Source organism: Amycolatopsis tucumanensis, assembly GCF_021654135.1.
Lineage (GTDB): Bacteria > Actinomycetota > Actinomycetes > Mycobacteriales > Pseudonocardiaceae > Amycolatopsis_E > Amycolatopsis_E tucumanensis.
Genome location: NZ_JAKGSD010000036.1, coordinates 60,677 through 84,758 on the forward strand (window position 1 = coordinate 60,677; position 24,082 = coordinate 84,758).

The following is a 24,082-nucleotide window of genomic DNA, read 5'->3' on the forward strand; positions in this document are numbered from 1 at the left end:
CGCGAAACCGCGTCAGGCGCTGTGCTGCGCCGTGCGACCGCTCGCCCGGCCCAGCGCCTCGGCCAGCTCGGCCTGCCTGCGCCGGTACGCGGCGACGTTGGCGAGCTTGATGTCCTCGTAGCCGCGCACCGCGTCGGGGAGTTCGGCGAGTTCGAGCAGCGCCGGTTCATTCGCCTCGGAGACGCGAAGGGCCTTGCTGATCGCATCGCGGTATTCGGTGATCAGCTGCCGCTCCACGCGCCGCACCCGGGCGTAGCCGAACAGGTCGAACCGGGTGCCGCGCAGGCGCCGTCCCGCGCGCAGCAGCCGCAGCACCGGCTGCGCCCAGGGGCCGAGTGCGATCTTGCGGTTCAGGCCGAGCGCACGCAGCACCGGCGGGTGGAACTGGTGGGCGTAGCGGGCGCCGGGACCGAACTCGGCTTCGATCTCCGCCCGCAGCGCCGGGTCGAGGGAGAGCCGGGCGACCTCGTACTCGTCCTTGTAGGCCATGAGCTTGTACAGGTTGCGCGCCACGGCCTGGGTGACCGCGCTGTCACCGGCCCGGCTGCGCACCTGCTCGACGAACTCGGCGTAGGCGCGGGCGTAGTCCTCGTCCTGGTAGGCGATCAGGTCCGGGATCCGCACGTCGAGCAGCCTCGCCAGCTCCCCGCCCTCGGCCCGCACCAGCGACCGCACCCGTCGCACGGCCGCGGGGTCGGCTGGGGTTCCGGGCGCCGCCGGCGCCGGGACGAGCTCGGCGGCCAGGGCGTCCGGGTCGGCCACGAGCTGGCGGCCGCGGCGGAACGCCTGCAGGTTGGCCGCGACCGCGGTGCCGTTGATCTCGATCGCCCGCTCGATGGCCGCGGCGCTCACGTTCAGCGCGCCGGTCTGGTAGGCCGCGCCGAGCTGGAGGATGTTGGCGAACTGGTCGTCGCCGAACAGCGCCTCGGCTGCGGCGCGGGCGTCCAGGTAGTGCCCGCGCGCGGTCGCACCGTCCAGGACGGACCGGATGCTGGACTGCTCGGGGAAGGACACCGCGGTGTCGATGATCATCCGCCCGGTCGGGATCTCCGAAGTGGACACCACGGCGACCGTGCGGTCCCGGTCGGCCACGGCCAGGTGCGCCGGATCGGCCGCCACGAGCGGGTCACAGGCCAGGTACAGGTCGCACTCCCCCGCGGCTAGCTTGGGCGCCTGCTCCACCGGTTCCGTGGTGATCTTGACGTCGGAGACGACGGCGCCGCCCTTCTGCGCCAGGCCGGTCTGGTCGAGGGTGCGCACGTGCCGGCCGTCGAGGACCGCGGCCGTGGCCAGGATCTGCGCCACGGTCACCACGCCGGTGCCGCCGATCCCGGTGATGCGCACGGCGACGTCACCTTCCGCGTGCCGCGGTTCCGGCAGCTCGGACGCCTCCAGCGACCCGATCTGCTTGCGGCGCTTCCCGTCTCCGGGCACGACGGTGAGGAAGGACGGGCAGTCGCCGTTGAGGCAGGAGTAGTCGACGTTGCACGAGGACTGGTGGATGCGGGTCTTGCGGCCGAACTCGGTTTCCACCGGCTGCACGGACAAGCAGTTGGACTTCACGCCGCAGTCGCCGCAGCCCTCGCAGACCCGTTCGTTGATGAACACCTTGGTGGCCGGGGTTTCCTGCTTGCCGCGCCGCCGCTTCCGCCGTTTCTCCGCGGCGCACTCCTGGTCGTGGATCAGCACCGTGACGCCCGGAATCGCGGCCAGCTCCTCCTGGGTGCGCAGCAGATCGTCGCGGGACCGGACCTCGACCCCGCGGGGGAACCGCAGACGCCGCAACCGGCGTGGCTGGTCGGAGGTGATCACGACCTTCGCCGCGCCCTCGACGAGGAGCAGTTCGGCGAGCTTGTGCACCGGCAACGCCCCGACCGCGTCCTGGCCGCCGGTCATGGCGACCGCCGAGTTGTGCAGCAGCTTGAACGTGACGTTCACGCCGGCCGCGACCGCCGCCCGGACCGCGAGGCTGCCGGAGTGGGTGAACGTGCCGTCGCCGATGTTCTGCACCAGGTGCCGGGCCTCGACGAACGGGGCCATGCCGATCCACTGGGCGCCCTCGCCGCCCATTTGCGTGATGCCGATGACGTCCCCGACCTGGTCGGGTTCCATGAACAGCGCCATGGTGTGGCAGCCGATCCCGCCACCCACGAGGGTGCCATCGGGCACCTTGGTGGAGGAGTTGTGCGGGCAGCCCGAGCAGAAGTAGGGCGTGCGGGCCAGCAACGGCACCGCGATCCGCTCGCGGCGGCGCCGGCCCTGCCACACGCGCACCGGTTCGATGTCACCGAGCAGGCGGGCGAGCCCCTTGGCGATGACGTCCGGATCGAGCTCGCCCAGCTCGGTGAACAGCACCCGGCCGTCGGGACCGGTTTTGCCGTGCACGCGCGGCGCTCCCGTGCGGCCGTAGAGGATCTCCTTGACCGCGGGCTCGATGAGCGCCCGCTTCTCCTCCACCACCACGATCTCGTCGAGCCCCTGGGCGAAGTCGGTGATGATGCCGGGCTCGACGGGGTGGATCACGCCGAGCTTGAGGATGCGGATGCCGAAGCGGGCGAGGGCGTCCTCGTCGAGGCCGAGCGCGCGCAACGCCTGCCGCAGGTCCAGATAGGACTTGCCGGCCGTGACGATCCCGATCCGGTCGCCCGGCCCGGACCGCACGATCCGGTTGACACCACTGGCCCGCAGGTACTCCAGCGCGAGCGGCAACCGCACCCGGTGCAGGCTGTGCTCCAGCGTCGCCAGCTCCGGCCCGAGCAGCCGGCTGCTCGGGCGGTGGCCGTACGCACCCTCGGGCAGCACCGGCGCCGTCCACGACGGGTCGACGACGGCGGTGCCGGCCGCATCAGCGACGTTGGCGACGATCTTCATCGCCGTCCACAGCCCACTGGCCCGGGACAGCTCCACCGCGTGCCGGCCGTGGTCGAGGACGTCCTGCGAATCCGCCGGGAAGAACACCGGCATCGCCAGGTCGGCCAGCGCGTGCTCGGAGGCGCACGGCACCGACGACGACTTCGCGTTCGGATCGTCCCCGACCAGCGCGACCGCGCCGCCGCGCGGGTGGGTTCCGGCGAGGTTGGCGTGCCGCAACGCGTCCGTGGCCCGGTCCAGGCCCGGGGCCTTGCCGTACCAGAATCCGGTGACGCCGTCCCTGCGCAACGAGCCCAGCCCCGCGGCCAGCTGGCTGCCCATCACCGACGTCGCCGCGAGTTCCTCGTTGAGCCCGGGCCGGTGCACCACCGCGTGCTCGTCCAGCAGCTTCCCGTGCCGCGCCAGCTCCAGGTCGAAGCCGGCCAGGGGCGAACCCTCGTAACCGGACACGAACGCCGCCGTGTCCCGTCCTGCCCGCCGGTCCTGCCGGACGCGGTCCAGCACCACGCGCACCAGAGCCTGCACACCGGTGAGGTAGACCGTTCCCGTCTCGCGCACGTACCGCTCGTCCAGGGTGAAGGTGGTCATGCCGGGCCTTTCGCGTCACGCCGGTTGGGACGTGGATCACTTCAGCCAACGCGAGCGGCGCCGCGCAACAACGAACAGGCCGGTTCCACTGAGCACGCAAAAATTCTCGCGATCGGAGTGTTCCGGCTCGTATCTGTTGCGTACGATCGCCCGTCATGACCGACGAGCTGATCGACGCGACCGACCGGGAGATCCTGACGCTGCTGCGGGAGGACGCCCGCCGGACGCTGTCCGACATCGCCGCTCGCGTCACGCTGTCCACGGCCGCGGTGAAGCGGCGCGTCGATCGGTTGCAGGAGGCCGGGGTCATCACCGGGTTCACCGTGCAGATCGACCACGCCAAGCTCGGCTGGGGCATCGAAGCCTTCACCCAGCTCCGATTCTTCGGCACCACGAACGTCGACGAGATCGTGCAGACCACCACGCGGATGCCCGAGGCGCAGGCGGTGTTCACCATCGCCGGCGACCCGGACGCCCTGGTGTGGCTGCGGGTGCGCGACATGCAACACCTGCAGCGCACGATCGACGAACTGCGCCGCAGCCACCGCATCACCAGCACGAAAACCCTCATCGTCCTGGATTCCTGGACGCGGGGCCAGCAGTGGCCGGGCACCGCGCCCTGACCGGACCGGTCAGGCGAAGACGACCGTTTTTCCCCGTCAGGGGCGATTGCCGTTCCGGTTGCGTGGCTCGGCAGCCGTGACGAGCCCGCGGAGGAGGGCGTCGACGATGCGGGTGGGCAGGTCCGGTTCGAGCGGCTCGCGGGTGAGCACGATCCTGAAGTGCAATGGCGCGACCAGCATCTCGAGCACGAAGCGGGGTTCGGTGGTGCCGGGCAGCTCGCCGCGCTTGATCGCCCGCTCGGCGATCTGTCCGGACTGGGCGTAGCGGGCGTCCCAGTACTGGTCGCGCAGTCGCCGGGTGGCCGGGTCGTCGCCGGCCGAGGCCAGCGCTCGATCGAGGGCGTTACCCCCGGGCGAGGTCAGGTATCTGGCGAGCGCGGTGGCGTAGGCGATCAGATCGTCCCGCAGGCTCCCGGTGTCGGGCACCGGGAGCTGTTCGGCGGCGTCGGCGAGCAGGGCGTCGATGATGAGGTTCTCGCGGGTGCCCCACCGTCGGTAGATCGACGTCTCGTTCACCTGCGCGCGCCGGGCCACCTCGCACACCGTCAGGCCCGTCAGGCCCTGCTCCAGCAGCAGCTGGTTGGTCGCCTCGATGACAGCGGCGCGCACACGCGCCGACCGTCCACCCGGCCGTCGCCGGACGTCCACATCGCTCACAGGACGACACCCTAATACAAGTCCTCTTGCTTTAGCGCGGACGAGCCGACATACTCCTGACGCAAGCCGACTGGCCTTAACGGCGAGCCTCGGTCGCCGCGGCGGCGCTCGGACCCGGCCCGCCTGCCCCACTCACAGGAGTACTGAGATGCGCATCGAACGGGACATCGAGGTCCCCACCCGCACGGGCTCGCCGATCCTGGCCGACGTGTTCCTGCCCGACGACGACGGCGCCTTTCCCGTGCTGGCGTCGATCAGCCCGTACGGCAAGGACGTGCACTGGCCGGACCGCTACCCGCTCTACGAACTCGTTCCGCAGAACGAGCACATGGTGTGGGAGACCCCGGATCCCGAGTGGTGGACGGCCCGTGGCTACGCGGTGCTGCGCGCCGACACCCGGGGCACCGGGAAGTCACCCGGCCGCATGGACCTGATGAGCCCGGCTGATTCCGAGGACTTCTACGACGTCGTCGAGTGGGCGGCCGAACAGACCTGGTCCAACGGCAAGGTGGCATCCAGCGGCATCTCGTGGCTCGCGATCATGGGCTGGAGGGTGGCGGAGCTGCAGCCGCCGCACCTCGCCGCGATCGTGATCTGGGAAGGCGCGTCCGACTTCTACCGCGACTTCATCTACCAGGGCGGCCTGTACGCCCACGGGTTCGTCGAGTTCTGGTGGAACCGCCAGATCACCCCTCAGCGCAACGGCACCGACGGCGACGACTGGCGCGAGGTGCTCCCGCAGCATCCCGTGCTCGACGAATACCACCAAGCGCGCATCGTCGATCTCGACCGGGTCACGGTTCCGGTGCTGTCGGCCGCCAACTGGGGCGCCCTGCACGTGCACCTGCGCGGCAACATCGAAGGCTGGGCCCGGGCGGCGTCGCGGGACAAGTGGCTCGTGGTGCACACCGGCACCCACATCGACCCCTACTACGCCGAGTGGGCACTGGATCTGCAGTTGCGCTTCCTCGACCGCTTCCTCAAAGACCAGCCCGACCGCATGGACGGCGTGGCCCCGGTGCGACTGGCGATCCGGCGCGGACGCGAGGTGGACTGGCGGGACGCCACGGATTTCCCGCTCCCGCAGACGCAGTGGCGCGAACTCCACCTCGGCGACGGCGTCCTCGACTGGGACCCGCCCGCAGACGCCACGACGGTGGCCTACCCCGCCGGCTTCGACACCGCACCGGTGTCCGAACCGCTCGAGCTGACCGGTCCGGTCGCGCTGCGCCTGTGGCTCAGCGCCGAGCAGGACGACCTCGACATCTTCGCGCGGGTGCAGCACATCGGCGTCGACGGCGAGCCGATCCCGGCTGTCGGCCCGCAGGGCGACCCGATCCCGATGGCCATGGGCTGGCTCAGGGCGTCACACCGCGAGACCGACCCGGAGCGGTCACTGCCCCACCGGCCGTGGCACACCCACGCCCGCGAGATCCCCCTCGTGCACGGCGAGCCGACCCTGCTCGAAGTCGAGATCTGGCCCACCAGCATCACACTCGCACCAGGCGAGCGGCTGCGCCTCGAACTGGTCACCGGGGACAGCGACCTCGGCTTCATGACCCACGACCACCCCGATCTGCGTCGCCCGGCGACCACCGCCACCATCCACCTCGGCGGCGACCACGCCTCCCACCTGCTCGTTCCCGTCATCCCGCGATAGGGCCGGCCACGCCCGTGAGCCCCGGAAGAGGATTCGCCATGCGACAACTCGTGGACATCTCGGTCCCGCTGCAGAGCGGGATCGCCTCCGACCCACCCGGCCACCGGCCCTCGATCACCTACATCGACCACCAGCAGTCCGTCCCGGACATGCTCCGCTTCTTCCCGGGCGCGACGGCCGAGGACCTGCCCGACGGCGAGGGCTGGGCGATCGAGCGGATCGAGGCCACCACCCACACCGGCACCCACCTCGACGCCCCCTACCACTACGCGTCCACCATGGACGGAGGACGCCGGGCCATCACGATCGACGAGGTCCCCCTGCACTGGTGCTTCCAGCCCGGCGTCAAGCTGGACTTCCGCCACCTCCCCGACGGCCACGTCGTCACCCCCGCCGACATCGACGCCGAGCTCGACCGGATCGGCCACCAGCTGCGCCCGCTCGACATCGTGCTGATCAACACCCGCGCCGGCACCCGCTACGGCCAGGACGACTACGTCACCTCCGGCTGCGGGGTCGGCCGCGCCGCCACCCTGCACCTGCTCGAACAAGGGGTTCGGGTGACCGGCACCGACGCCTGGAGCTGGGACGCCCCGTTCGTGTTCACCGCCGAACGCTACGCCCGGGACCACGACGCCTCCATCATCTGGGAGGGCCACCGGGCCGGACGTGAGATCGGCTATTGCCACATCGAGAAGCTGCACAACCTGGAGAACCTCCCGGCACACGGCTTTCAGGTCGCCTGCTTCCCGGTCAAGATCCATCGAGCCTCCGCCGGCTGGACCCGCGCCGTGGCGATCTTCGACGAGGACGTGGCATGAAACTCGGTTCGCTGCTCGTGGACGGTGTGCGGCGCTATGGCGTCGTCGATGGCGATCGCATCGCTCTGCTCACCGAGACCGCCGACGTCTTCGAGGTGCTCACGACTGGAAAACCCGCGGCGGCTGGTCAGCGGTTGCCTTGGGACGAGACCGCGCCGATCGCCGTCCCGGTGCCGATCGCCAGCATCCGCGACTTCATCACCTTCGAACAGCACACGGCCGGCTCGCTCCGCGCGATCACCGGGAGCAGCGAGGTCCCGGACGCCTGGTACGAAGCGCCCGCCTTCTACTTCACCAACCCGCACGCGGCGATCGGCTCCGGCACACCGGTCCCGATGCCGCCCGGGTGCGAGGTGCTGGACTTCGAGCTGGAAGTCGCGGTCGTGATCGGCACGGCGGGCTTCAACCTGTCCGTGGCCGAGGCCATGGACCACATCGCCGGGTTCACCATCCTCAACGACTGGTCGGCCCGCGACCTGCAGAGCCGGGAGATGCGCGTCGGGCTCGGACCGGCCAAGGGCAAGGACACCGCCACCACACTCGGCCCGGTGCTGGTCACCCCGGACGAACTCGCCGGCTACGAGAGCGACGGCCGCTACGACCTCGCCATGGAGGTCTTCGTGAACGACACCCGCATCGGTGGCGACACGCTCGCGAACATGGCCTGGACCTTCGCCGAGCTGATCGCCTACGCCAGCCGCGGCACCTGGGTGCGGCCCGGTGACGTGCTCGGGTCCGGAACGTGCGGCAGTGGCTGCCTCGCCGAACTGTGGGGATGGCACGGCGAGCGGCAACCACCGCCGCTGCGCATCGGCGACACCGTGCGCATGACGGTGCAAGGGATCGGCACCATCCACAACACCGTGGTCGCCGGCCCACCGCTGCACGACGTTCCACCGGCTCGCCGCTCACGCTGAACGCCCTCCACGCCGTCGCCGAGGCCGCCAGTCGGCACCCCCGAGGACAAGTGGAGGGAAGCGGTCACCGGGGCGTGCGCGGCGCTGGCGGAGGCGACCTGGAGATCGACCTTCCGGGCCGGTTCTCGGTCCTCGCCGGGCGTGGGCGGCAGATCCCGGCTCACGGCGACGGATCGCGCAGACCTCCCCGCGCACCGGCTAGGCTGCGGTTCATGCCTGCCGCGCCACGCCACACCGCCGCCACGCCGCATCGGGACGCGGCACCGGCTTCTTCGGGGCGAGAAGCCGCCTTCCGGTTGGCGCGGCGGCAGTTCCGCGAGGGAACGCGCATCGAGATGCAGGCTCTCGCCAACGAGCTCGGCGTGAGCCGGATGACGTTGAACCGCTGGGTCGGCAGCCGGGACCGGCTGCTGGGCGAGGTCAACTGGTCCCTGGCGAAGCCCACCCTCGATCTCTGCCGCCGCAAGGCCGCGACGTCCGGGATCGATGCGGTGGCGCAGACCCTCGAGGGGTTCATCGCCACCGTCCTGGACGCGCCGTTCATGAGGACGTTCCTGCGGCAGGAGGGCGAGATCGCGCTGCGGATCCTGACGACCCGCAGCAGCGAACTCCAGCACAACTTCATCGCGTACGTGACCGACTTGCTGCGCGAGGAGCTGCCCGACCCGCCGGGCGGGCTCCCGCTCGAGGATCTCGCCTATCTCGTGGTCCGCATCGCCGAATCGTTCTGCTACGTGGACATGATCACCGGCGGCGAGCCGGACGCCACCAAGGTCGGCGCGGCGATCCGGCGGCTGCTGTCCTGATCCTCAGACGGCCGCGACCGCGCGGTCGCTGAGGAACTGGCGCATTTCCCGCGCCACGACCTCGGGTGTCTCGTAGCAGGCGAGGTGGCCGGCGTCGGCGAGGAGCACCAGGCGACCGCCGGGAACCCGCCGCACGTCCGAGATCTGCTTGTCCAGATTGACCACGGTGTCCTTGCCGCCGACCAGGTACAGCAGCGGGACACGCAGCCCTGGCAACTCGTCGGCCATGCTCGTGTACACGCCGCCGCCGAGCCAGCCGCGCCACATCCGCTCGGTGACCGTGGGCATGGTGCGCACCAGGTCGGTCGTCTTCGCGGGATCCTGCGAGATGCTCGCGATGCCCGCGGTGATCGTGTCCAGATCGCCGTAGGCGCCGTAAAAGCCTTCGATGACGGGATCGCCGGGGGACGTACCGCCCGCGTTCCACGGCATGATCCCCACGACCGCCTCCACCTCGCCGGGATGGTCCAGTGCGATCCGCACACTGATGGCGCCACCCAGCGACAGCCCTGCCACGACGAACCGGGTGAGCCCGATTTCCCGGCAGGCCTCGAAAACGGTCTCGGCGAGCCGCGCCAGGTCGCCGTCGGCCCGCGCACCGGACGAACCGGCGTGGCCCGGGAGATCCATCAGGACGACGCGGTACCCGTCGAGCAAGGGCGCCACCTCGGCCCAGCACTCGATCGAACAACCAAAGCCCGGCAGAAGAACGATCGTGCGCTCCCCGCCGCCGCGAACTTCGTAGTGGATTCCGCTGGTGGTGATGGGCATCGTTGCCCCTCTCTCCTGATGTTACGTGACGCGATATGTAACAGCTCACGCAGATTAGCCGTGCGAGCGGCGCATCCGCAAGCTGTGTTACATTGCCGTATATGTAACATCACGAGAGCGGGGAAGAGAACCGATGAGCACCACCAGCCGCGAGGTTCACCTGGTCGCACGCCCGGCCGGGGTGCCCTCCCCGGCGGACTTCGCGATCGTGGAAGCCGTCGTGCCGGAACCGGAACCAGGACAGGTGCTGGTGCGCAACGACTGGATGTCGGTCGATCCCTCCATGCGCGGGCGCATGCGGGACGTACCGTCCTACCTCCCGCCGTTCGCCCTCGGCGCGCCACTGGACGGCGCGGCCGTCGGCACGGTCGTCCGGTCACGGAGCCGCAAGTTGCGCGAAGGAGACATCGTGTGGCACCACCACGGCTGGCGGGACTACGCCGTGGTCGGCGCGGAAGAAACCCACCGTCTGGACACGACGGGCGTCAGCGGCGCGGACTACCTCGGTGTGCTCGGCATGCCCGGCCTCACCGCCTACCTGGCGCTGAGCGAGTTCGCGCCCGTGCACCCCGGCGACGTCGTCTTCGTTTCGGCGGCCGCCGGCGCCGTCGGCGTGGTGGCCGCCCGGGTCGCCCGCCACCTCGGCGCGGCCGCGGTGATCGGGTCCGCAGGCGGACCGGACAAGGCCCGGCGACTGGTGGAACAGCTCGGCTACGACCGGGCCATCGACTACAAGGCAGGACCGGTCGGGCCCGCCTTGCGTGCGGCGGCGCCCGGTGGACTCGATGTCTATTTGGACAGTGTCGGCGGGGACCAGCTGGAGGCCGCCCTCGACGCGCTCCGCACCGGCGGCCGGGTGGCGGTGTGCGGGTCCGTCTCCCAGGCGAACGCCGAGAAACCCGTGCCCGGCCCGGCCAACCTCGCACTGATCACGAAGAAGCGCCTGACCTTGCGCGGCTTCATCGTGCTGGACCATCTGGAGCGCTGGCCCGAATGGATCGCCCTCGCCCGGGGCTGGCTCGAGGACGGATCGCTCGTCTCGACGACGACCGTGGTGGACGGCCTGGAGAACGCCGTCGGAGCACTGCTGGGGATGCTGTCCGGCGCCAACGTCGGCAAGATGCTGGTGCGGCTGCACGGGGCGGCCGCATGACCACATCGCCTGAGCTGTGGCAGGTCAACGGTGTGGAGCTCGCGGTGACCGCGGCGGGCGAAGGACCGCTCGTCGTGCTCGCGCACGGATTTCCCGACCTCGCCGTCACCTGGCGACTGCAGATCCCCGCACTGGTCGAGGCCGGCTATCGCGTGCTGGCTCCGGACATGCGCGGCTACGGCGGGAGCTCGCGCCCCGGCGAACGATCGGCGTACGCGCTACGCACGGTCGGGCTGGACCTGATCGGTCTGCTCGAGCACGAGGGCGCCGACACGGCGCATTTCGTGGGGCACGACTGGGGCGCCGCGTGCGTGTGGCAGCTCGGCCTCGACCACCCGGACGCCGTTGCCTCGCTCACCGGTCTCAGCGTGCCGTACGCCGCGCCCGCGCCCGCCCCGCCGACACAGATCCTGCGCGCACGCTGGGGCGAGCGTTTCTACCAGATCCGGTTCCAGGAGGCCGGGACCCCCGAGGCGCTGCTGATGCGCGATGTCGACCGCTCACTCGCCGCCATCTTCAGCGACCGCTACGACCTCCTCGACGGCGAGGACCCCGTCCGCCCGCCCGAATGGCTGCCACCCGGCCTGTTCCGCCGGATCGCCGGACGATTCCGCGAGACGGGTTTCGCGGGCGGCCTCAACTACTACCGCAACATCGACGACAACTGGCGCGACGCCAAGGCGGCGCGAGAGCGGGTCATCCGGCAGCCGTCCCTGTTCATCACGGGCAGCGCGGACCCGGTGTCCACGTTCCTGCGATTCGAATCCGGCGCACGGGCATTCGAGGATCTCCGCACGCTCGTCGTGGACGGGGCCGGGCACTGGGTGCACCAGCAGGCACCGGACACGGTGAACGAAGCGCTTCTGGCGCACCTTCGCCGTGCCCGCGCGGCGGTCAGGAAATCTCCCGCTTGAGGATCTTGCCGGTGGGTGTCATCGGCAGTCGCTCACGGAGCTCGACGATCCTCGGGTACTTGTAGGCGGCCAGCTGCCGCCTGCCCCAGGCGACCAGGTCTTCGGGCCGAACCGCCTCGTGGCCCTCGGCGGGGACGACGACGGCCTTGATCTCCTGACCGTGCGAGGCATGCGGGACCCCGATCACCGCGACGAGCGACACGGCCGGGTGTTCCAGGAAAACCTCCTCGATCTCACGGGGATAGACGTTGTAGCCGCCCCGGATGATGAGGTCCTTCGACCGCCCGACGATGTGATAGAAGCCGTCGGCGTCCTTGCGGGCCAGGTCACCGGTGCGGAACCAGCCGTCGCGGACGGCCTCGGCGGTCGCCTCGGGCCGCTTGTAGTAGCCCTTCATGACGTTGTGCCCGCGAATCGCGATCTCCCCCACTACCTGCGGGTCGTCCGGGAGCGTCGTCCAGTCGTCCGCGATCAGCTTCATCTCGACGCCGTCGATGGGACGGCCGATGGACCCGGCACGGACCGGCTCCCCCAGCCGTGTGTGACTGGCCATCGGTGAGGTCTCGGACAGGCCGTAACCCTCCAGAATGGACGTTCCGAGGCGGGCTTCGAACTCCTTGTGGAGCTCGATCGGCAGGGCTGATCCGCCCGACGCGGCGACGCGAAGCTGCCCGTGCAGGCGGTCGCCGTCCGGCACGAAGCCGAGTGCCCGCAGCAAGGCCCAGAACATCGTCGGCACCCCGGCGAAGATCGTGACGTGCTCGTCGAGCATGAGCCGGAGTGCCTGAGCGGCGTCGAACCTGGGCACCATGACGATGGTGCCCCCGCAGAGGGTGGACGCGTTCTGAACGCAGGTCTGCCCGAGCGAGTGGAACAGGGGCGCGACCAGAAGGTGGGTGTCCGGCCGGCCGGGGTCGAGCTCGTACACCGACACGGCCGCCCGCGCGTTGAGCAGCAGGTTGCGGTGGGTGAGCTCGGCGCCCTTGGGCCGCCCTGTCGTGCCGGAGGTGTAGAGGATCACGGCCGTGTCCCCGTCCTCACGCGTCACGGTGTCGAACGACGCGGGACCGGTCAGCGCCTCGCCGCACCAGGTTGTCTCCCCCGCCTCGTCGGCCCCGATGCTCCACAACCGGTCGCACCGCCCGGCGTTGTCGAAGCCCTCGCGTGCCGCTTCGGCGAGGCGCGGGTCGGCGGAGTCCTCGTACACGAGGTAGGCGACCGCGTCCGAGTCGTCCAGGTGGTAGGCGATCTCCCGGGCGCGTAGCAGGACGTTGAGCGGCACCACCACGGCGCCCGCCCGCAGCACAGCCCAGTACGCGATGGTGAACTCCGGGACGTTCGGGCACGACAGGGCCACCTTTGCACCCGGCGAGACGCCGGATTCCACCAGACGCCGCGCCATCGCCGCCGATCGCCGCGACACCTCGGCGAACGTCAGCCGCCGCGTCCCGGCGACGAGGAAATCGCGCTCGCCGTAGCGCTCGGCGGAGACGTCCAGCAGGGTCGCCAGGTTCGACATGGACCGTCCTCCTTGTCGTTCTTCCACGGCCGTAGTCGGTCGCGTATCTGACGCCACTGTTACGTTTTCAGCAATGTAACGCAGGCCGCAGATTAACCGCACCGCAGGGCGTACGCAAGAGCGTGCCGAGGGCGATCAGGTCCGTCAGTGACTGTCCCGCAGCGGCTAGATTCGTGCCGTGGACACGGACGGGCTCGTCGGGCGCGAGCGTGAGCGGGCGGCCCTGGAGCGGGCGCTGTCCGGGGCGCACTCGTTCGCGGTGGTGCGAGGTGAGCCGGGCGCGGGCAAGAGCACCCTGCTGGACGCCGCGGCGGCCGCCGCGGGTGTGCGGGTGCTGCGCGCCGCGGGCGTGGAGGCCGAGTCCCAGCTGCCGTTCGCGGGGTTGCACCAGCTGCTGCTGCCGCTCCTCGCGGACGGCCCGCACGCGCGCGACGTGCTCGACCTGATGCTGGGGTCCGCTTCCCCGCCGGACGTGCTCACGCTCGGCAACGCGGTGATCGGCCTGCTGGCCGCGGCCGGGCCGGTGTTCGTGGCGGTCGACGACGGGCACTGGTTCGACCAGCTCAGCGCGCAGGTGTGCGCCTTCGTCTTCCGCCGGGTGGGCGTGCATGGCGTCCGCGGCGCGATCACGCTCCGGACCGACGTTGCCTCGCCGTTCGACCGCGCCGGGCTGCCGGAGGTGGAAGTCGGGCCGCTGGCGCGCGAGGACGCCGAGGCGCTGCTGGACCGGTCGTTCCCGGGCCTGGACGCCCGGCTGCGGCAGCAGGTGCTCACCCAGGCCGAAGGAATCCCGCTCGCGCTGGTCGAGCTCCCGCGCACGGCGCGGAACACCGAGCTCCAGACCGATCTTCCGCTGTCCCGGCGGCTGGAGGGCCTCTACGCCGGGCAGATCAGCGAACTGGGGCCCTCGTCCCGGCGGGCGCTGCTGCTGGCCGCGCTGGACGGCCTGTCGTCGTTGTCCGCGCCCCGCCGTCGGGACGTGGAACGGCGGCTGCGAGACGTGGACGAAGCGATCGGACGCGGGCTGCTACTGGTGGATCCGGTATCCGGGCAGCTGGGGTTCCGGCATCCGCTGGTGCGGTCGGCGGTGGTGCAGCTGGCGACACCGAACGAGCGGCGCGCGGCGCACGCCGAGCTCGCTGGAGCGCACCGCGGTGACATCGAGCGCCGGGCCACACACCTGTCGGCCGCCACGATCGACCCGGACGAGCGGGTCGCCGCCGTGATCGAGCGCGCCGCGCTGTCGGCCACGCGGCGTGGCGCCGCGGCATTGGCGATCGAGTGGCTGGAGCGGGCCGCCGAGCTGAGCGAGGATCCCCGCGAGCGGGAGCGCCGCTTCGGCGAGGCCGCGTTCGTGGCCGGGCAGTCCGCGCGGCTGCAGGACGCGCAACGACTGCTCGACGCCTCAGGACACCCCGGTTCGGTCGACGCAGTGGTGACCGCCGCCTACGCCGCCCTGTACCGCGAGGGCGACGTGCACGCCACCCACCAGCGCATCGCCAGCACCGTGGCCGCGTCCGGGGACGAGCTGGACGACGCGATCCTCGACCGGCTGCTCAACCTCCTGCTGGCCATCAGCCAGTTCGCCGGGGACCCGGCGAACTGGACGGTGACCGAGCAGCTCGTCGACCGCTTCGCCGGCCGGGTCAACCCCCACACTCTGATCCACCGCGACGCCTGGGGCGACGTCGTGCGCCGCGGCGCCGGGGTCACCGACCGCCTGCGCGGGGCCTTCGCCGAGCTGAGCGAGGGCGAACCGTGGGACGTCATGCGGCTGACGGTGGCCGCGTTCTACGTCGACGCACTGGACGAGTTCCGGCCCTACCTGCGCCGGATGGTGGAGCGGGAGGCCGACGCCGGAGCGGTCACCAACGTGATGACGATGCTGCACGTGGTGATGCTCGACCAGATCAACACCGGACAGTGGGCCGACGCCGAGGCGACCGGTCATCGCGGACTCGAGCTGACCACCCGGCACGGCTACACCCTGTTCGGGTACCAGTTCCGCGCCTTCCTCGGGCTGGTGGCCGCGGCACGGGGCGACCACGAAGCGGCTGCCGGGCACCGGACCGCGCTGGAGTCCTGGGCCGGCCCACGCGGCATCGGCTTCCTCACCAACTACGCCAACGCGATCGGTGCCCTGTCCGCGCTGGGTGCGGGCGACTACGAGACCGCCTACCGCTTCGCGACCACGGTCACCACGCCGGGCACCTTCACCCCGTACGTGCAGCAGGCTCACCGCACCCTGCTGGACCTGGTCGAAGCCGCGCTGCACAGCGGACGGCCGGACGAGGCCCGGCGGCACGCTCTCGCCGCCCGCGACGCCGGATTGCCGGACATCTCGCCCCGCCTGGCGCTGCTCACCGCGGGCGCACTGGCGATGACCTCGGAGGAGCCGGATTTCGACGCCGCGCTCGCCCTGTCCGGAGCGGCGCTGTTCCCGTTCGACTCCAACCGCATCCGCCTCGCCTACGGCGCGTGGCTGCGGCGGGTCCGCCGCCCCGCGCACGCGCGCGACCAGCTCAGCCGCGCCGCCGAGGGGTTCGAGCGGATCGGCGCGCGGGGCTGGGCCGAGCGCGCACGCACCGAGCTGCGGGCCGCCGGGGCGAGTTTCAAGACCGGGGCCCCCGTCGTGCTGACGGTGCAGGAGCGGCAGATCGCCGAGCTGGCGGCCGGCGGACTGACGAACAAGGAGATCGGCACCCGGCTCTACCTGTCGCCGCGCACGGTCGGCTCGCACCTGTACCGGATCTTCCCCAAGCTGGGCATCACCAGCCGCGCCGCGCTGCGCGACGCACTCGAGCGACTCGAAGTACAGTCATCCGACTGATTCGACGGGGCTGACGGCCGCCGCACCATTGATCCAGGCAAGCAACCCCGGATCGAGGAGCGGACGATGACCACCACCCCCGTCGTTTTCATCCACGGCCTCTGGCTGCACGCGTCGTCGTGGCAGCCCTGGGCCGACCTGTTCGCCGCCAACGGCTACTCCCCGCTCATGCCGGGCTGGCCGGGCGAGGAACCCACCGTCGAGGCCGCTCGCGCGAACCCCGAGGCGGTCGCCGGGCACGGCATCGACGACGTCACCGAGCACTACCGCGGCATCATCACCGGGCTGCCGACGGCGCCGGTGCTCATCGGGCACTCCTTCGGCGGCTTGATCGCGCAGAAGCTGCTCGGCGAGGGCCACGGCCGGGCCGCGGTCGCGATCGACCCGGCCCAGATCAAGGGCGTCAAACCGTTGCCGTTCGCGCAGCTGCGGTCCGCCTTCCCGGTGCTGGGCAACCCGGCCAACAAGAAGCGCGCCGTGTCCCTGACGGCGAAGCAGTTCCGCTACGGCTTCGGCAACGCGATCTCCGAGGCGGAGTCGAAGCGGCTCTACGAGGCCCACACCATCCCCTCGCCCGGGCGGCCGCTGTTCGAGGCCGCGTTCGCCAACTTCACCAGGAACTCCCCCGCGAAGGTGAACACCGGCAACGGCGAGCGGGGCCCGCTGCTGCTGGTCTCGGGGCAGGCCGACCACACCGTCCCCGACGTGGTCACCCGCGCCGCGTTCAAGCTCTACGGCGACTCCACCGCCATCACCGAACTCAAGCAGTTCCCCGGCCGCGGCCACTCCCTGGTGCTCGACAGCGGCTGGCGCGCCGTCGCCGACTCCGCCCTGGGCTGGCTGGCCCGTCAGAACGTGCAGGGGGCGTGATGCTGACGACCGAGCAGCTGGGGCACCTGCGGCACTGGGACAACCTGTCGCGGCAGCAGACCAACGACTGGTCGCTGATGCAGGGCAAGGGGGTGAGCCAGGACGACTTCGGTGGCTACCGGTTCCAGCTCGCCTACATGATCTACGGGCTGGCGCTGACCCACCGGCACCGGCTGCCCGCCGCGCCGGGGCTGTTCCAGCCGACGATCCAGCGACTGATCACCAAACTGCTGGAGCCCGAAGTGTGGCTGTACTGGCGGGACGTCAGCCGCGGCGGGTCGGTGTTCAACGCCCACCTCGGCGAGTTCGGGGAGGAATGGGATCCGGTCGTCCGTGACAACATCATGTACAGCGCCTACGTGCAGTCCACCGCGCTGCTGCACGACTACCTCTTCGCCGACGACCGCTACGCCCGGCCGGAATCGCTGACCTTCCGGCACTGGTCGTTCTTCTGGGGCGGGGGCGAGAAGCGGTTCGCCTACGACCGCGACTCGCTCACCGAGCACCTGTACTGGCAGATGGTGGCCAACGGCTACCTCGGCGTCGCGTGTGAACCCAACTGCATCTTCCAGATCTGCAACCAGCCCGCCATCCTCGGCTTCCGGCTGCACGACCTGATCACCGGCGGCCACCGCGCCGAGGAGGTCGTCGCCGGGTACGAACAGGCCTGGGCCGACTTCGGCCGGCTCGACGCAGGCGGCCACTACAACACGATGATGCTCGCGGATTCACGGCGGGTCCGGCCGAACGAGGTGCCCTCACCGTGGGTGGACGCCTGGTGCGGGGCGCTGATGAACATGTGGAACGGCGACTTCGTGCACCAGCACTACCCGCGGCAGGTCAGCGACTTCCTGATCCCCGGCCCGGACGGCACCCTGTCGGTGCCCTCGGCGCCGGCGCGAGAGGTCATGGGCCAGCGCGTCATTGCCGACACCTGCGACTTCGGCTGGGTCGCCGCCTGGGCCGCCGAGATGGGCGACAAGGCCACTGTGGACGGTCTGCTCGGCCACGCCGACCGGTTCTTCTCCCCGGTGTGGCGCGACGGCGGGCTCTACTACCCGCGCAACGACACGCTGACCGACGAGGACGGGAACCGTACGGAGATCGAACCGATGAGCGGCAACGTCCTGCTCGGCTACGCCCGGCTCAACGTTCCCGACGGCCTGCGCGGCCTCTACCAGGACCCCTGGCCGGACGGGCACTTCACCGAGCCCGCGATCGTCGCCGTGGACCGCAACGTCGACGTCAGCCGCGCCGAAGTGATCGACGGCGTCCTGCACGCGCGGGTGCGGATCAACCCGGCCGTACCCGGCGGCGGCACCCTGACCTTCGGCCGTCTTCCCGCGCGCTGGCGCCTGACCGTCAACGGTACCGCGGTGCCCACCAACGACCCCGTCTTCGCCGTTCCGTATGGACCGGCTCTCGACATCACTCTGGAGCGTCTGCCATGACTGCGCCCGCCCACCCCACCTTCACCCTGGTCGACCACCATGGAACCCCGGTGACGGAAGCCAGCTACCGCGGCCGCTGGACCGTCGTGTTGTTCGGCTTCACCCGCTGCCGCGTGGTCTGCCCACGAGCGCTCGGCCGCCTGTCGGAGGCGCTCGCCTCCGCCGAGGTCGAGGCGCTCTACATCACCGTCGACCCCGACCGCGACACGCCCGAAGTCCTGCGGCAGTTCCTGGAAAGCGGCTATCCGCGGTTCACCGGGCTCACCGGCACCGCCGAACAGACCGACGCCGCCCGCCGGGCCTTCGGCGTCTTCGCCCGTCGCCGGCCCGATCCCGAGGACCCCGACGGCTACGCCGTCCCGCACACGGCCATCACCTACCTGCTCGGCCCCGACGGCGACTACCGCACCCACTGGACCGACACGGCCGACGCCGACACCATCGCCGCCGATCTCGCACACGCCCTGGAAGGACGATCATGACCGGCCGGCCGCGAGTCATGCACTCGCGGCCGAGCGGCAGCGCCGGAACTCACCGTCGCGACGCGGGCAGCCCGCTCTGTTCCCCACCGGCCGTGAGAATCCGGGTTCAGCTGCCGAGGTTGTCGATCACCGCGGCAACCACGTCGCCGGTCTTGGCGGTGCCGCCGACGTCCGGTGTGCGGATCCCAGCGGCGGTGGTCGCCTCGATCGCCGCGCGCACGCGGTCGGCCTCTGTGGACAGTCCGAAGTGGTCCAGCATGAGCGCGGCGCTGCCGATGGCGCCGATGGGGTTGGCCAGTCCCTTCCCGGCGATGTCCGGGGCGGACCCGTGCACCGGCTCGAACATCGACGGGAACCGGCGCTCGGGGTTGAGGTTCGCGCTGGCCGCGAGGCCGAGGCTGCCGGCAAGCGCCGAGCCGAGGTCGGAGAGGATGTCGGCGTTGAGGTTGGACGCCACGACCACCGAGAGGTCCTCGGGCTTGAGCACGAACTTCGCCGACATGGCGTCCACCAGCACGCTCTCGGTTTCCACGTCCGGGTAGTCACGGGCGACACGCGCGAAGGTCTCGTCCCAGAGCACCATCCCGTACTGCTGGGCGTTGCTCTTGGTCACCGACGACACCTTCTTGCGGTCGCGGCCGCGGGCGAGGTCGAAGGCGAACCGCATGATCCGCTCGCACCCCTTTTCGGTGAACAGCGCGGTCTGCAGCGCGACCTCGTTGCCGGGGCCGCGGCCGGCGAGGTTGCGGCCGCCGAGCCCGGCGTACTCGCCTTCGCTGTTCTCCCGCACCACCACCCAGTCCAGCGGGGTGTGGTCGGCCTTGCGCAGGGGCGAGGTGATGCCGGGGTGGAAGTGCACGGGGCGCACGTTGGCCCACTGGTCGAAGTTCTGGCAGATCCGCAGCCTCAGGCCCCACAGGCTGATGTGGTCGGGCACCGACGGCCAGCCGACCGCGCCGAAGTAGATGGCGTCGAAGTCGCGCAGCACCTCAAGGCCGTCGTCGTCCATCATGCGGCCGGTCCGCTCGTAGTAGCCGCACCCCCAGGGGAACTCGGTCCAGTCGAAGGCGAACGCGCCGCCGGAGTTCTCGGCCAGCGCGTCGAGGACGGTGCGCCCGGCGGCGACGACTTCGGTGCCGACGCCGTCCGCGGGGACCGCGGCGATCGTGAAGGTGCGGGTTGCTGACATCGAAGGGCTCCCTGGACGGGTCGGCTGCGCTGACACCCCGAGTGAAGCGCCGGGACCGGCCGTGCGTCCAAGACGCGCTGCCGATCCGATTCATAGGCCGGACCTATCCAGCCTGCTCAACGAATCGGCGAGCCAGCGCCCGGAAGGCCTGCGCGGCCGGGGTCAGCGGGGCGGCCCGGCTCAGCAGGGCGACGTGCAGGCGGGCCGGGTGGTCCAGGCGCGCGACCTGGGCTCCGGCGCGGCGGGCGAGCGTGGCCCAGGCCGAGGGCAGCACCGCCACTCCGTCGCCGGCGAGCACGAGCGGCAGGATCGACGCGCGGTGGGCGACCTCCGCGACGATCCGCACGTCCAGGTGCGCCGCGCGGATGTCGTCGACCACCTGGCGCATGAGGCTGCCGGGCGGCGAGGCGATCAGGTCCACCCCGGCCAGAGCGTCGACCGGCACGGGATCACCGGGCGGGACGCCGGCGCCGACGAGCACGAAGTCCTGTTCCTGCAACGGAAGGACCTCCAGCCCCGGCGGGCGCAGCACCCCGGGCGCCCCGACGAGCCCGAGTTCGCAGGCGCCCTGGCGAACCTGCTGCACGACCTCGTCGACGGTGAAGGCCGCGCCCGCTTCCACGGTGATCCCCGGGTGCCGCTCGGTGAACACACGGGTCAGGGTGCTCAACGGCTCGATCCCGGGCGAGGGCATCGTGACCAGTTCGACGCGGCCACGCTGGACGCCCTTCAACGACTCCATCGTCGCCTTCGCCGTGCGCAGGTCCCGCAGCACCTGCCGGGCCGGTCCGATCAGCTCGCCGCCGGCGTCGCTGAGCACCACCCGCCGCCCGACGCGGTGGAACAGCTTGACGCCCACCTCCCGCTCGAGACCGGCGATCGCCTGGGACAGCGACGGCTGCGCGATGTGCAGGGCCTGCGCGGCGCGGCCGAACCCGTCGTGGTCGACGATCGCCAGAAAGTACTCCAGCTGCCGCGCGTCCATCCTCAACTCCCAGCTCAGGGCCTTGCCATTGGTTGAGCCTATCAGTCGGGTAGCAAGGTTCTCTTGGACGCGGCGGCCGGCCGGGGGTCATGGTGGTGCGCGGTCGATCAGCGAGTCGAGGAGGACGGGATGGGCGAGGTCGTCGTGGCTCTCGATTCGTTCAAGGGGTCGCTGGGGGCGGCGCAGGCCACGGCCGCGCTCGCCCGCGGGCTGCGCCGGCACGCCGCGCGGCCGGCGGTGCACGAGCACCCCGTGGCCGACGGCGGCGAGGGCACTGTCGACGCCGCGATTGCCGCCGGTTTCACCCCGGCCGGGCTCACCGTCACGGGTCCCCTCGGTCAGCCGGTCGCCGCTCGCTACGCGCACCGTGGCGAGGTCGCGGTGGTCGAGCTGGCGCAGGCGTCGGGATTGCCGGACGCGCCAAGTCCCACGACGGCGCTCGCCGCCTCCACGTTCGGCACCGGCGAGCTGATCGCGGCAGCTCTCGACGCGGGCCACCGGCAGGTGGTCGTCGGGCTCGGCGGCAGCGCGACGACCGACGGCGGAACCGGGCTCCTCGCCGCGCTCGGCGCCCGGTTGCTCGACGCGGCCGGACGCGAACTGACCGGCCGCACCTCCGCCCTGCCCGCGGTCGCGGCGGTCGACCTGACCAGTCTGCACCGCGGGCTTCGCGACGCCGAGCTGGTCGTGGCCTGCGACGTCGACAACCCCCTGCTCGGGCCCGAAGGTGCGGCAGCGGTGTTCGGGCCGCAGAAGGGCGCCGACGAGGCGACGGTCGCCACGCTGGAGCGCGCGCTGAGCGCGTGGGCGCCGCTTCTGGAGGCGGCCACCGGCGCCGCCGCGGCGGACGCGCCGGGCGCGGGCGCCGCCGGCGGCGCGGGGTTCGCCCTGTTCACGCTGGGAGCGCGCCGCGTGCCCGGAATCGATCTCGTCCTGCGCCTGACCGGGTTGCCGGAGCGACTGCCGCGGGCCGATCTCGTGATCACCGGTGAGGGATCGCTGGACCGGCAGAGCCTGCGCGGAAAAGCGCCGCTGGGCGTGGCCGCCGCCGCTCGGCTGGCGGGGGTGCCTGCCTACGTGGTGGCCGGGCGCAGCCGGCTCACTCCCGCCGAAGTCACCGCCGCCGGGTTCGCGGGCGCGTTCACCCTCACCGATCTCGAACCGGACCCCGGCCGGTGCATGGCCGAGGCCGTCCCGCTGCTGGAACGCCTGGGCGAACAACTCGCCCGGCACGTGTTCGGCTGACTCCCCCACCCACCCCGACGCGCAGGAGGATGCAATGACGCACGCCCCCGCGGCCCCGCCGCGCCGCCGCAAGCCCTGGTACCGGCAGCTCTACGTGCAGGTCCTGATCGCCATCGTCATCGGCATCGTCCTCGGGTGGCGTGCGCCCGGCCTGGGCGAGGCGATGCAGCCCATCGGCACCACCTTCATCGCCGCGATGAAGATGCTCATCGGCCCCATCGTGTTCCTCACCATCATCGGCGGCATCGCCGGCGTGGCGGACCTGAAGAAGGTCGGCCTCACCGGGCTGAAAGCGCTGACCTACTTCCAGGCCGGCACGATCGTCGCGCTGGTGTTCGGCCTGGTCGCGATCAACATCGTGCGGCTCGGCGACGGCGTCGACGCCGACCCGTCCACCCTGCACCCCACGGGCAACGCCGAACGCTACATCGAAACCGGCGAAACCCAGCACTGGTGGGAGTTCTTCACCCACCTGGTGCCGGACAGCTTCGTCGGTGCCTTCACCGACGGTGACATCCTGCAGATCATCTTCCTGGCCGTGCTGTTCGGCATCGCGATCAAGGCGATCGGCCCGCTCGGCGACCCGATCGTCACTGGCGTGAAGCGGCTCACCGAAGTCGTGTTCAAGGTGCTGAGCTTCGTGATGAAGGCCGCCCCGCTCGGCGCCTTCGGTGCGATGGCCTACGCCGTCGGCGCGTTCGGACTGTCCACACTGTCCAGTCTCGGCTCGCTGATCCTGCTGTTCTACGTCACCTCGATCCTGTTCGTGGTCGTCGTGCTCGGCGGCCTGCTGCGCGCCTACGTCGGGTTGAGCATCTTCCGGCTGTTCCGGTACCTGCGGGAGGAGTTCTTCCTCGTCCTCGGCACGTCGACCGCGGAGCCGGCCCTGCCCGGCCTGATGCGCAAACTGACGTTCCTCGGCGCGGACCGGTCCACCGTCGGCCTGGTGGTGCCGACCGGGTACAGCTTCAACCTCGACGGCGCGGCGATCTACCTGTCGCTGGCCGCGCTCTACATCGCGCAGGCCACCAACACGCCGCTGACCGTCCCCCAGCAGCTCGGGCTCCTCGCGGTCATGCTGCTGACGTCGAAGGGCGCGGCCGGCGTCGCAGGCGGCGGGTTCATCGCCCTCACGGCGACGCTGTCGACCATCGGCACCGTCCCCGCAGCCGGCATCATGCTGATCTTCGGCATCGACAAGTTCATGTCCGAATGCCGGGCCCTGGTGAACTTCTACGGCAACGCGGTGGCCACCCTGGTCATCGCCAAATGGGACCACAACCTCGACCTGGCACGCGCCCGCGAGGTCCTCGGCGACCCCACCTCGGCAGACCGCGCCCTCGCCCCCGAACCGGCGACCACCCAGCCGGACCCCGCCGACGGGACACCCTCCAGTGCAGCGCCCGCTCAGGCCGCGCACTGAACAGCGGGCGCGTCCGATGACCGCGGACGCCGGCGGGCCCGACATGCACCTCAACGTCACCATGCTGGCGTCGGCCGGGAAGTCCTACGGTCCCGGTGCTGCGCCGGATCGCACCCCTCGCAGGGGCGCGACAAACAGCCCCGAGCCGTGTGGTGTGCGGTCAGTACATCACCGCCTGCCGAAGCTGAGCGTGAGCCGCACCTTGAGCCAGCGCCGCCGTGGTCAGCGCCGCGCAGGAAGCCGGCTCTTGACCTGGTACTCGCGCAGCAGGCCGCGGCTGATGATCGTCTTCTGGATCTCGCTGGTG

Annotated in this window: 20 protein-coding genes; 14 read left to right on the plus strand and 6 right to left on the minus strand. The window is 71.2% G+C overall.

The genetic code is table 11. The annotated features are described in order from the left end of the window. Positions 1 to 12: 12 nt before the first annotated feature. Positions 13 to 3,459 (minus strand): indolepyruvate ferredoxin oxidoreductase family protein, encoded by a 3,447-nt coding sequence (locus L2C96_RS29455; RefSeq protein WP_237338501.1) that lies wholly within the window; start codon positions 3,457 to 3,459, stop codon positions 13 to 15. A 155-nt stretch (positions 3,460 to 3,614) separates the two neighbouring features. Between L2C96_RS29455 and L2C96_RS29460 the strand changes: the two genes are divergently transcribed. Beyond that, entirely contained in the window at positions 3,615 to 4,082 is a 468-nt protein-coding gene (locus L2C96_RS29460) for an Lrp/AsnC family transcriptional regulator (protein ID WP_237338502.1), read from the plus strand. A 36-nt stretch (positions 4,083 to 4,118) separates the two neighbouring features. On the opposite strand, the gene L2C96_RS29465 is transcribed toward L2C96_RS29460, so the two are convergent. Continuing rightward, a complete protein-coding gene (locus L2C96_RS29465) occupies positions 4,119 to 4,739 on the minus strand; it encodes a TetR/AcrR family transcriptional regulator (protein WP_237338503.1) in 621 nt (206 codons plus the stop codon). Between the two features lie 148 nt (positions 4,740 to 4,887). On the opposite strand from L2C96_RS29465, the gene L2C96_RS29470 reads away from it, so the two are divergent. The 4 genes from L2C96_RS29470 (at position 4,888) to L2C96_RS29485 (ending at position 8,943) form a co-directional block, all read left to right on the plus strand. Beyond that, positions 4,888 to 6,399 (plus strand): CocE/NonD family hydrolase, encoded by a 1,512-nt coding sequence (locus L2C96_RS29470; RefSeq protein ID WP_237338504.1) that lies wholly within the window; start codon positions 4,888 to 4,890, stop codon positions 6,397 to 6,399. Positions 6,400 to 6,437: 38 nt separating this feature from the next. Next, a complete protein-coding gene (locus tag L2C96_RS29475; RefSeq protein WP_123686501.1) occupies positions 6,438 to 7,220 on the plus strand; it encodes a cyclase family protein in 783 nt (260 codons plus the stop codon). Continuing rightward, positions 7,217 to 8,137, plus strand: a complete 921-nt coding sequence (locus tag L2C96_RS29480) for a fumarylacetoacetate hydrolase family protein (RefSeq protein WP_237338505.1) — start codon at positions 7,217 to 7,219, stop codon at positions 8,135 to 8,137. Before L2C96_RS29475 ends, L2C96_RS29480 begins: the two co-directional genes overlap by 4 nt. Before the next feature lie 212 nt (positions 8,138 to 8,349). Then, complete coding sequence (locus L2C96_RS29485; protein WP_051362558.1) at positions 8,350 to 8,943, plus strand: QsdR family transcriptional regulator; 594 nt, start codon at positions 8,350 to 8,352, stop codon at positions 8,941 to 8,943. A gap of 3 nt (positions 8,944 to 8,946) precedes the next feature. Here L2C96_RS29485 and L2C96_RS29490 read toward each other — a convergent pair whose 3' ends face one another. Continuing rightward, positions 8,947 to 9,714, minus strand: coding sequence for an alpha/beta fold hydrolase (locus L2C96_RS29490; RefSeq protein WP_237338506.1), 768 nt, complete (start codon positions 9,712 to 9,714; stop codon positions 8,947 to 8,949). Positions 9,715 to 9,847: 133 nt separating this feature from the next. Between L2C96_RS29490 and L2C96_RS29495 the strand changes: the two genes are divergently transcribed. Further along, on the plus strand, positions 9,848 to 10,867 hold the full coding sequence (locus L2C96_RS29495) for an NADP-dependent oxidoreductase (RefSeq protein WP_237338507.1): 1,020 nt from the start codon (positions 9,848 to 9,850) through the stop codon (positions 10,865 to 10,867). Further along, positions 10,864 to 11,781, plus strand: coding sequence for an alpha/beta fold hydrolase (locus L2C96_RS29500; protein WP_237338508.1), 918 nt, complete (start codon positions 10,864 to 10,866; stop codon positions 11,779 to 11,781). The genes L2C96_RS29495 and L2C96_RS29500 overlap by 4 nt, the downstream gene beginning before the upstream one ends. Here L2C96_RS29500 and L2C96_RS29505 read toward each other — a convergent pair. Next, on the minus strand, positions 11,762 to 13,300 hold the full coding sequence (locus L2C96_RS29505; protein WP_237338509.1) for a long-chain-fatty-acid--CoA ligase: 1,539 nt from the start codon (positions 13,298 to 13,300) through the stop codon (positions 11,762 to 11,764). The two genes, L2C96_RS29500 and L2C96_RS29505, sit on opposite strands and share 20 nt — an antisense overlap. A 178-nt stretch (positions 13,301 to 13,478) precedes the next feature. Here L2C96_RS29505 and L2C96_RS45205 point away from each other — a divergent pair, with 178 nt between their 5' ends. The 4 genes from L2C96_RS45205 to L2C96_RS29525 all read left to right on the plus strand — a co-directional run bounded on the left by L2C96_RS45205 (position 13,479) and on the right by L2C96_RS29525 (position 18,933). After that, positions 13,479 to 16,130 (plus strand): AAA family ATPase, encoded by a 2,652-nt coding sequence (locus L2C96_RS45205; RefSeq protein ID WP_237338510.1) that lies wholly within the window; start codon positions 13,479 to 13,481, stop codon positions 16,128 to 16,130. Between the two features lie 66 nt (positions 16,131 to 16,196). Continuing rightward, on the plus strand, positions 16,197 to 17,000 hold the full coding sequence (locus L2C96_RS29515) for an alpha/beta hydrolase (protein ID WP_237338511.1): 804 nt from the start codon (positions 16,197 to 16,199) through the stop codon (positions 16,998 to 17,000). After that, positions 17,000 to 18,451 carry a linalool dehydratase/isomerase domain-containing protein gene (locus L2C96_RS29520; RefSeq protein ID WP_237338512.1) on the plus strand — a complete coding sequence of 484 codons (1,452 nt, stop codon included), beginning with the start codon at positions 17,000 to 17,002 and terminating at the stop codon, positions 18,449 to 18,451. Before L2C96_RS29515 ends, L2C96_RS29520 begins: the two co-directional genes overlap by 1 nt. Next, positions 18,448 to 18,933, plus strand: coding sequence for an SCO family protein (locus L2C96_RS29525; RefSeq protein WP_237338513.1), 486 nt, complete (start codon positions 18,448 to 18,450; stop codon positions 18,931 to 18,933). Before L2C96_RS29520 ends, L2C96_RS29525 begins: the two co-directional genes overlap by 4 nt. A 106-nt stretch (positions 18,934 to 19,039) precedes the next feature. On the opposite strand, the gene L2C96_RS29530 is transcribed toward L2C96_RS29525, so the two are convergent. Both L2C96_RS29530 and L2C96_RS29535 read right to left on the minus strand, forming a co-directional pair. After that, positions 19,040 to 20,122, minus strand: a complete 1,083-nt coding sequence (locus L2C96_RS29530; RefSeq protein ID WP_237338514.1) for a tartrate dehydrogenase — start codon at positions 20,120 to 20,122, stop codon at positions 19,040 to 19,042. A 103-nt stretch (positions 20,123 to 20,225) separates the two neighbouring features. Then, positions 20,226 to 21,107: a LysR family transcriptional regulator gene (locus L2C96_RS29535; protein ID WP_237338515.1), complete on the minus strand. Its 882-nt coding sequence runs from the start codon at positions 21,105 to 21,107 to the stop codon at positions 20,226 to 20,228. Between the two features lie 129 nt (positions 21,108 to 21,236). On the opposite strand from L2C96_RS29535, the gene L2C96_RS29540 reads away from it, so the two are divergent. The 3 genes from L2C96_RS29540 to L2C96_RS29550 form a co-directional block, all read left to right on the plus strand. Continuing rightward, positions 21,237 to 22,352 (plus strand): glycerate kinase family protein, encoded by a 1,116-nt coding sequence (locus L2C96_RS29540; protein WP_237338516.1) that lies wholly within the window; start codon positions 21,237 to 21,239, stop codon positions 22,350 to 22,352. 34 nt (positions 22,353 to 22,386) lie between these two features. Then, positions 22,387 to 23,775, plus strand: a complete 1,389-nt coding sequence (dctA, locus tag L2C96_RS29545) for a C4-dicarboxylate transporter DctA (RefSeq protein WP_237338517.1) — start codon at positions 22,387 to 22,389, stop codon at positions 23,773 to 23,775. A gap of 16 nt (positions 23,776 to 23,791) precedes the next feature. Then, positions 23,792 to 24,082, plus strand: a 291-nt coding sequence (locus tag L2C96_RS29550) for a hypothetical protein (RefSeq protein WP_237338518.1), incomplete at its 3' end; no start/stop codon positions are given.

What these genes read in the sequence shown, in the direction of transcription:
- L2C96_RS29485 (WP_051362558.1), top strand. Translation starts at nt 8,350, where the DNA reads ATGCCTGCCGCGCCACGCCACACCGCCGCCACGCCGCATCGGGACGCG.
- dctA (WP_237338517.1), top strand. Translation starts at nt 22,387, where the DNA reads ATGACGCACGCCCCCGCGGCCCCGCCGCGCCGCCGCAAGCCCTGGTAC.
- L2C96_RS29490 (WP_237338506.1), bottom strand. Translation starts at nt 9,714, where the DNA reads ATGCCCATCACCACCAGCGGAATCCACTACGAAGTTCGCGGCGGCGGG.
- L2C96_RS29495 (WP_237338507.1), top strand. Translation starts at nt 9,848, where the DNA reads ATGAGCACCACCAGCCGCGAGGTTCACCTGGTCGCACGCCCGGCCGGG.
- L2C96_RS29515 (WP_237338511.1), top strand. Translation starts at nt 16,197, where the DNA reads ATGACCACCACCCCCGTCGTTTTCATCCACGGCCTCTGGCTGCACGCG.
- L2C96_RS29455 (WP_237338501.1), bottom strand. Translation starts at nt 3,459, where the DNA reads ATGACCACCTTCACCCTGGACGAGCGGTACGTGCGCGAGACGGGAACG.
- L2C96_RS29520 (WP_237338512.1), top strand. Translation starts at nt 17,000, where the DNA reads ATGCTGACGACCGAGCAGCTGGGGCACCTGCGGCACTGGGACAACCTG.
- L2C96_RS29470 (WP_237338504.1), top strand. Translation starts at nt 4,888, where the DNA reads ATGCGCATCGAACGGGACATCGAGGTCCCCACCCGCACGGGCTCGCCG.
- L2C96_RS29505 (WP_237338509.1), bottom strand. Translation starts at nt 13,300, where the DNA reads ATGTCGAACCTGGCGACCCTGCTGGACGTCTCCGCCGAGCGCTACGGC.
- L2C96_RS29475 (WP_123686501.1), top strand. Translation starts at nt 6,438, where the DNA reads ATGCGACAACTCGTGGACATCTCGGTCCCGCTGCAGAGCGGGATCGCC.
- L2C96_RS29525 (WP_237338513.1), top strand. Translation starts at nt 18,448, where the DNA reads ATGACTGCGCCCGCCCACCCCACCTTCACCCTGGTCGACCACCATGGA.
- L2C96_RS29460 (WP_237338502.1), top strand. Translation starts at nt 3,615, where the DNA reads ATGACCGACGAGCTGATCGACGCGACCGACCGGGAGATCCTGACGCTG.
- L2C96_RS29535 (WP_237338515.1), bottom strand. Translation starts at nt 21,107, where the DNA reads ATGGACGCGCGGCAGCTGGAGTACTTTCTGGCGATCGTCGACCACGAC.
- L2C96_RS29480 (WP_237338505.1), top strand. Translation starts at nt 7,217, where the DNA reads ATGAAACTCGGTTCGCTGCTCGTGGACGGTGTGCGGCGCTATGGCGTC.
- L2C96_RS29530 (WP_237338514.1), bottom strand. Translation starts at nt 20,122, where the DNA reads ATGTCAGCAACCCGCACCTTCACGATCGCCGCGGTCCCCGCGGACGGC.
- L2C96_RS29500 (WP_237338508.1), top strand. Translation starts at nt 10,864, where the DNA reads ATGACCACATCGCCTGAGCTGTGGCAGGTCAACGGTGTGGAGCTCGCG.
- L2C96_RS29540 (WP_237338516.1), top strand. Translation starts at nt 21,237, where the DNA reads ATGGGCGAGGTCGTCGTGGCTCTCGATTCGTTCAAGGGGTCGCTGGGG.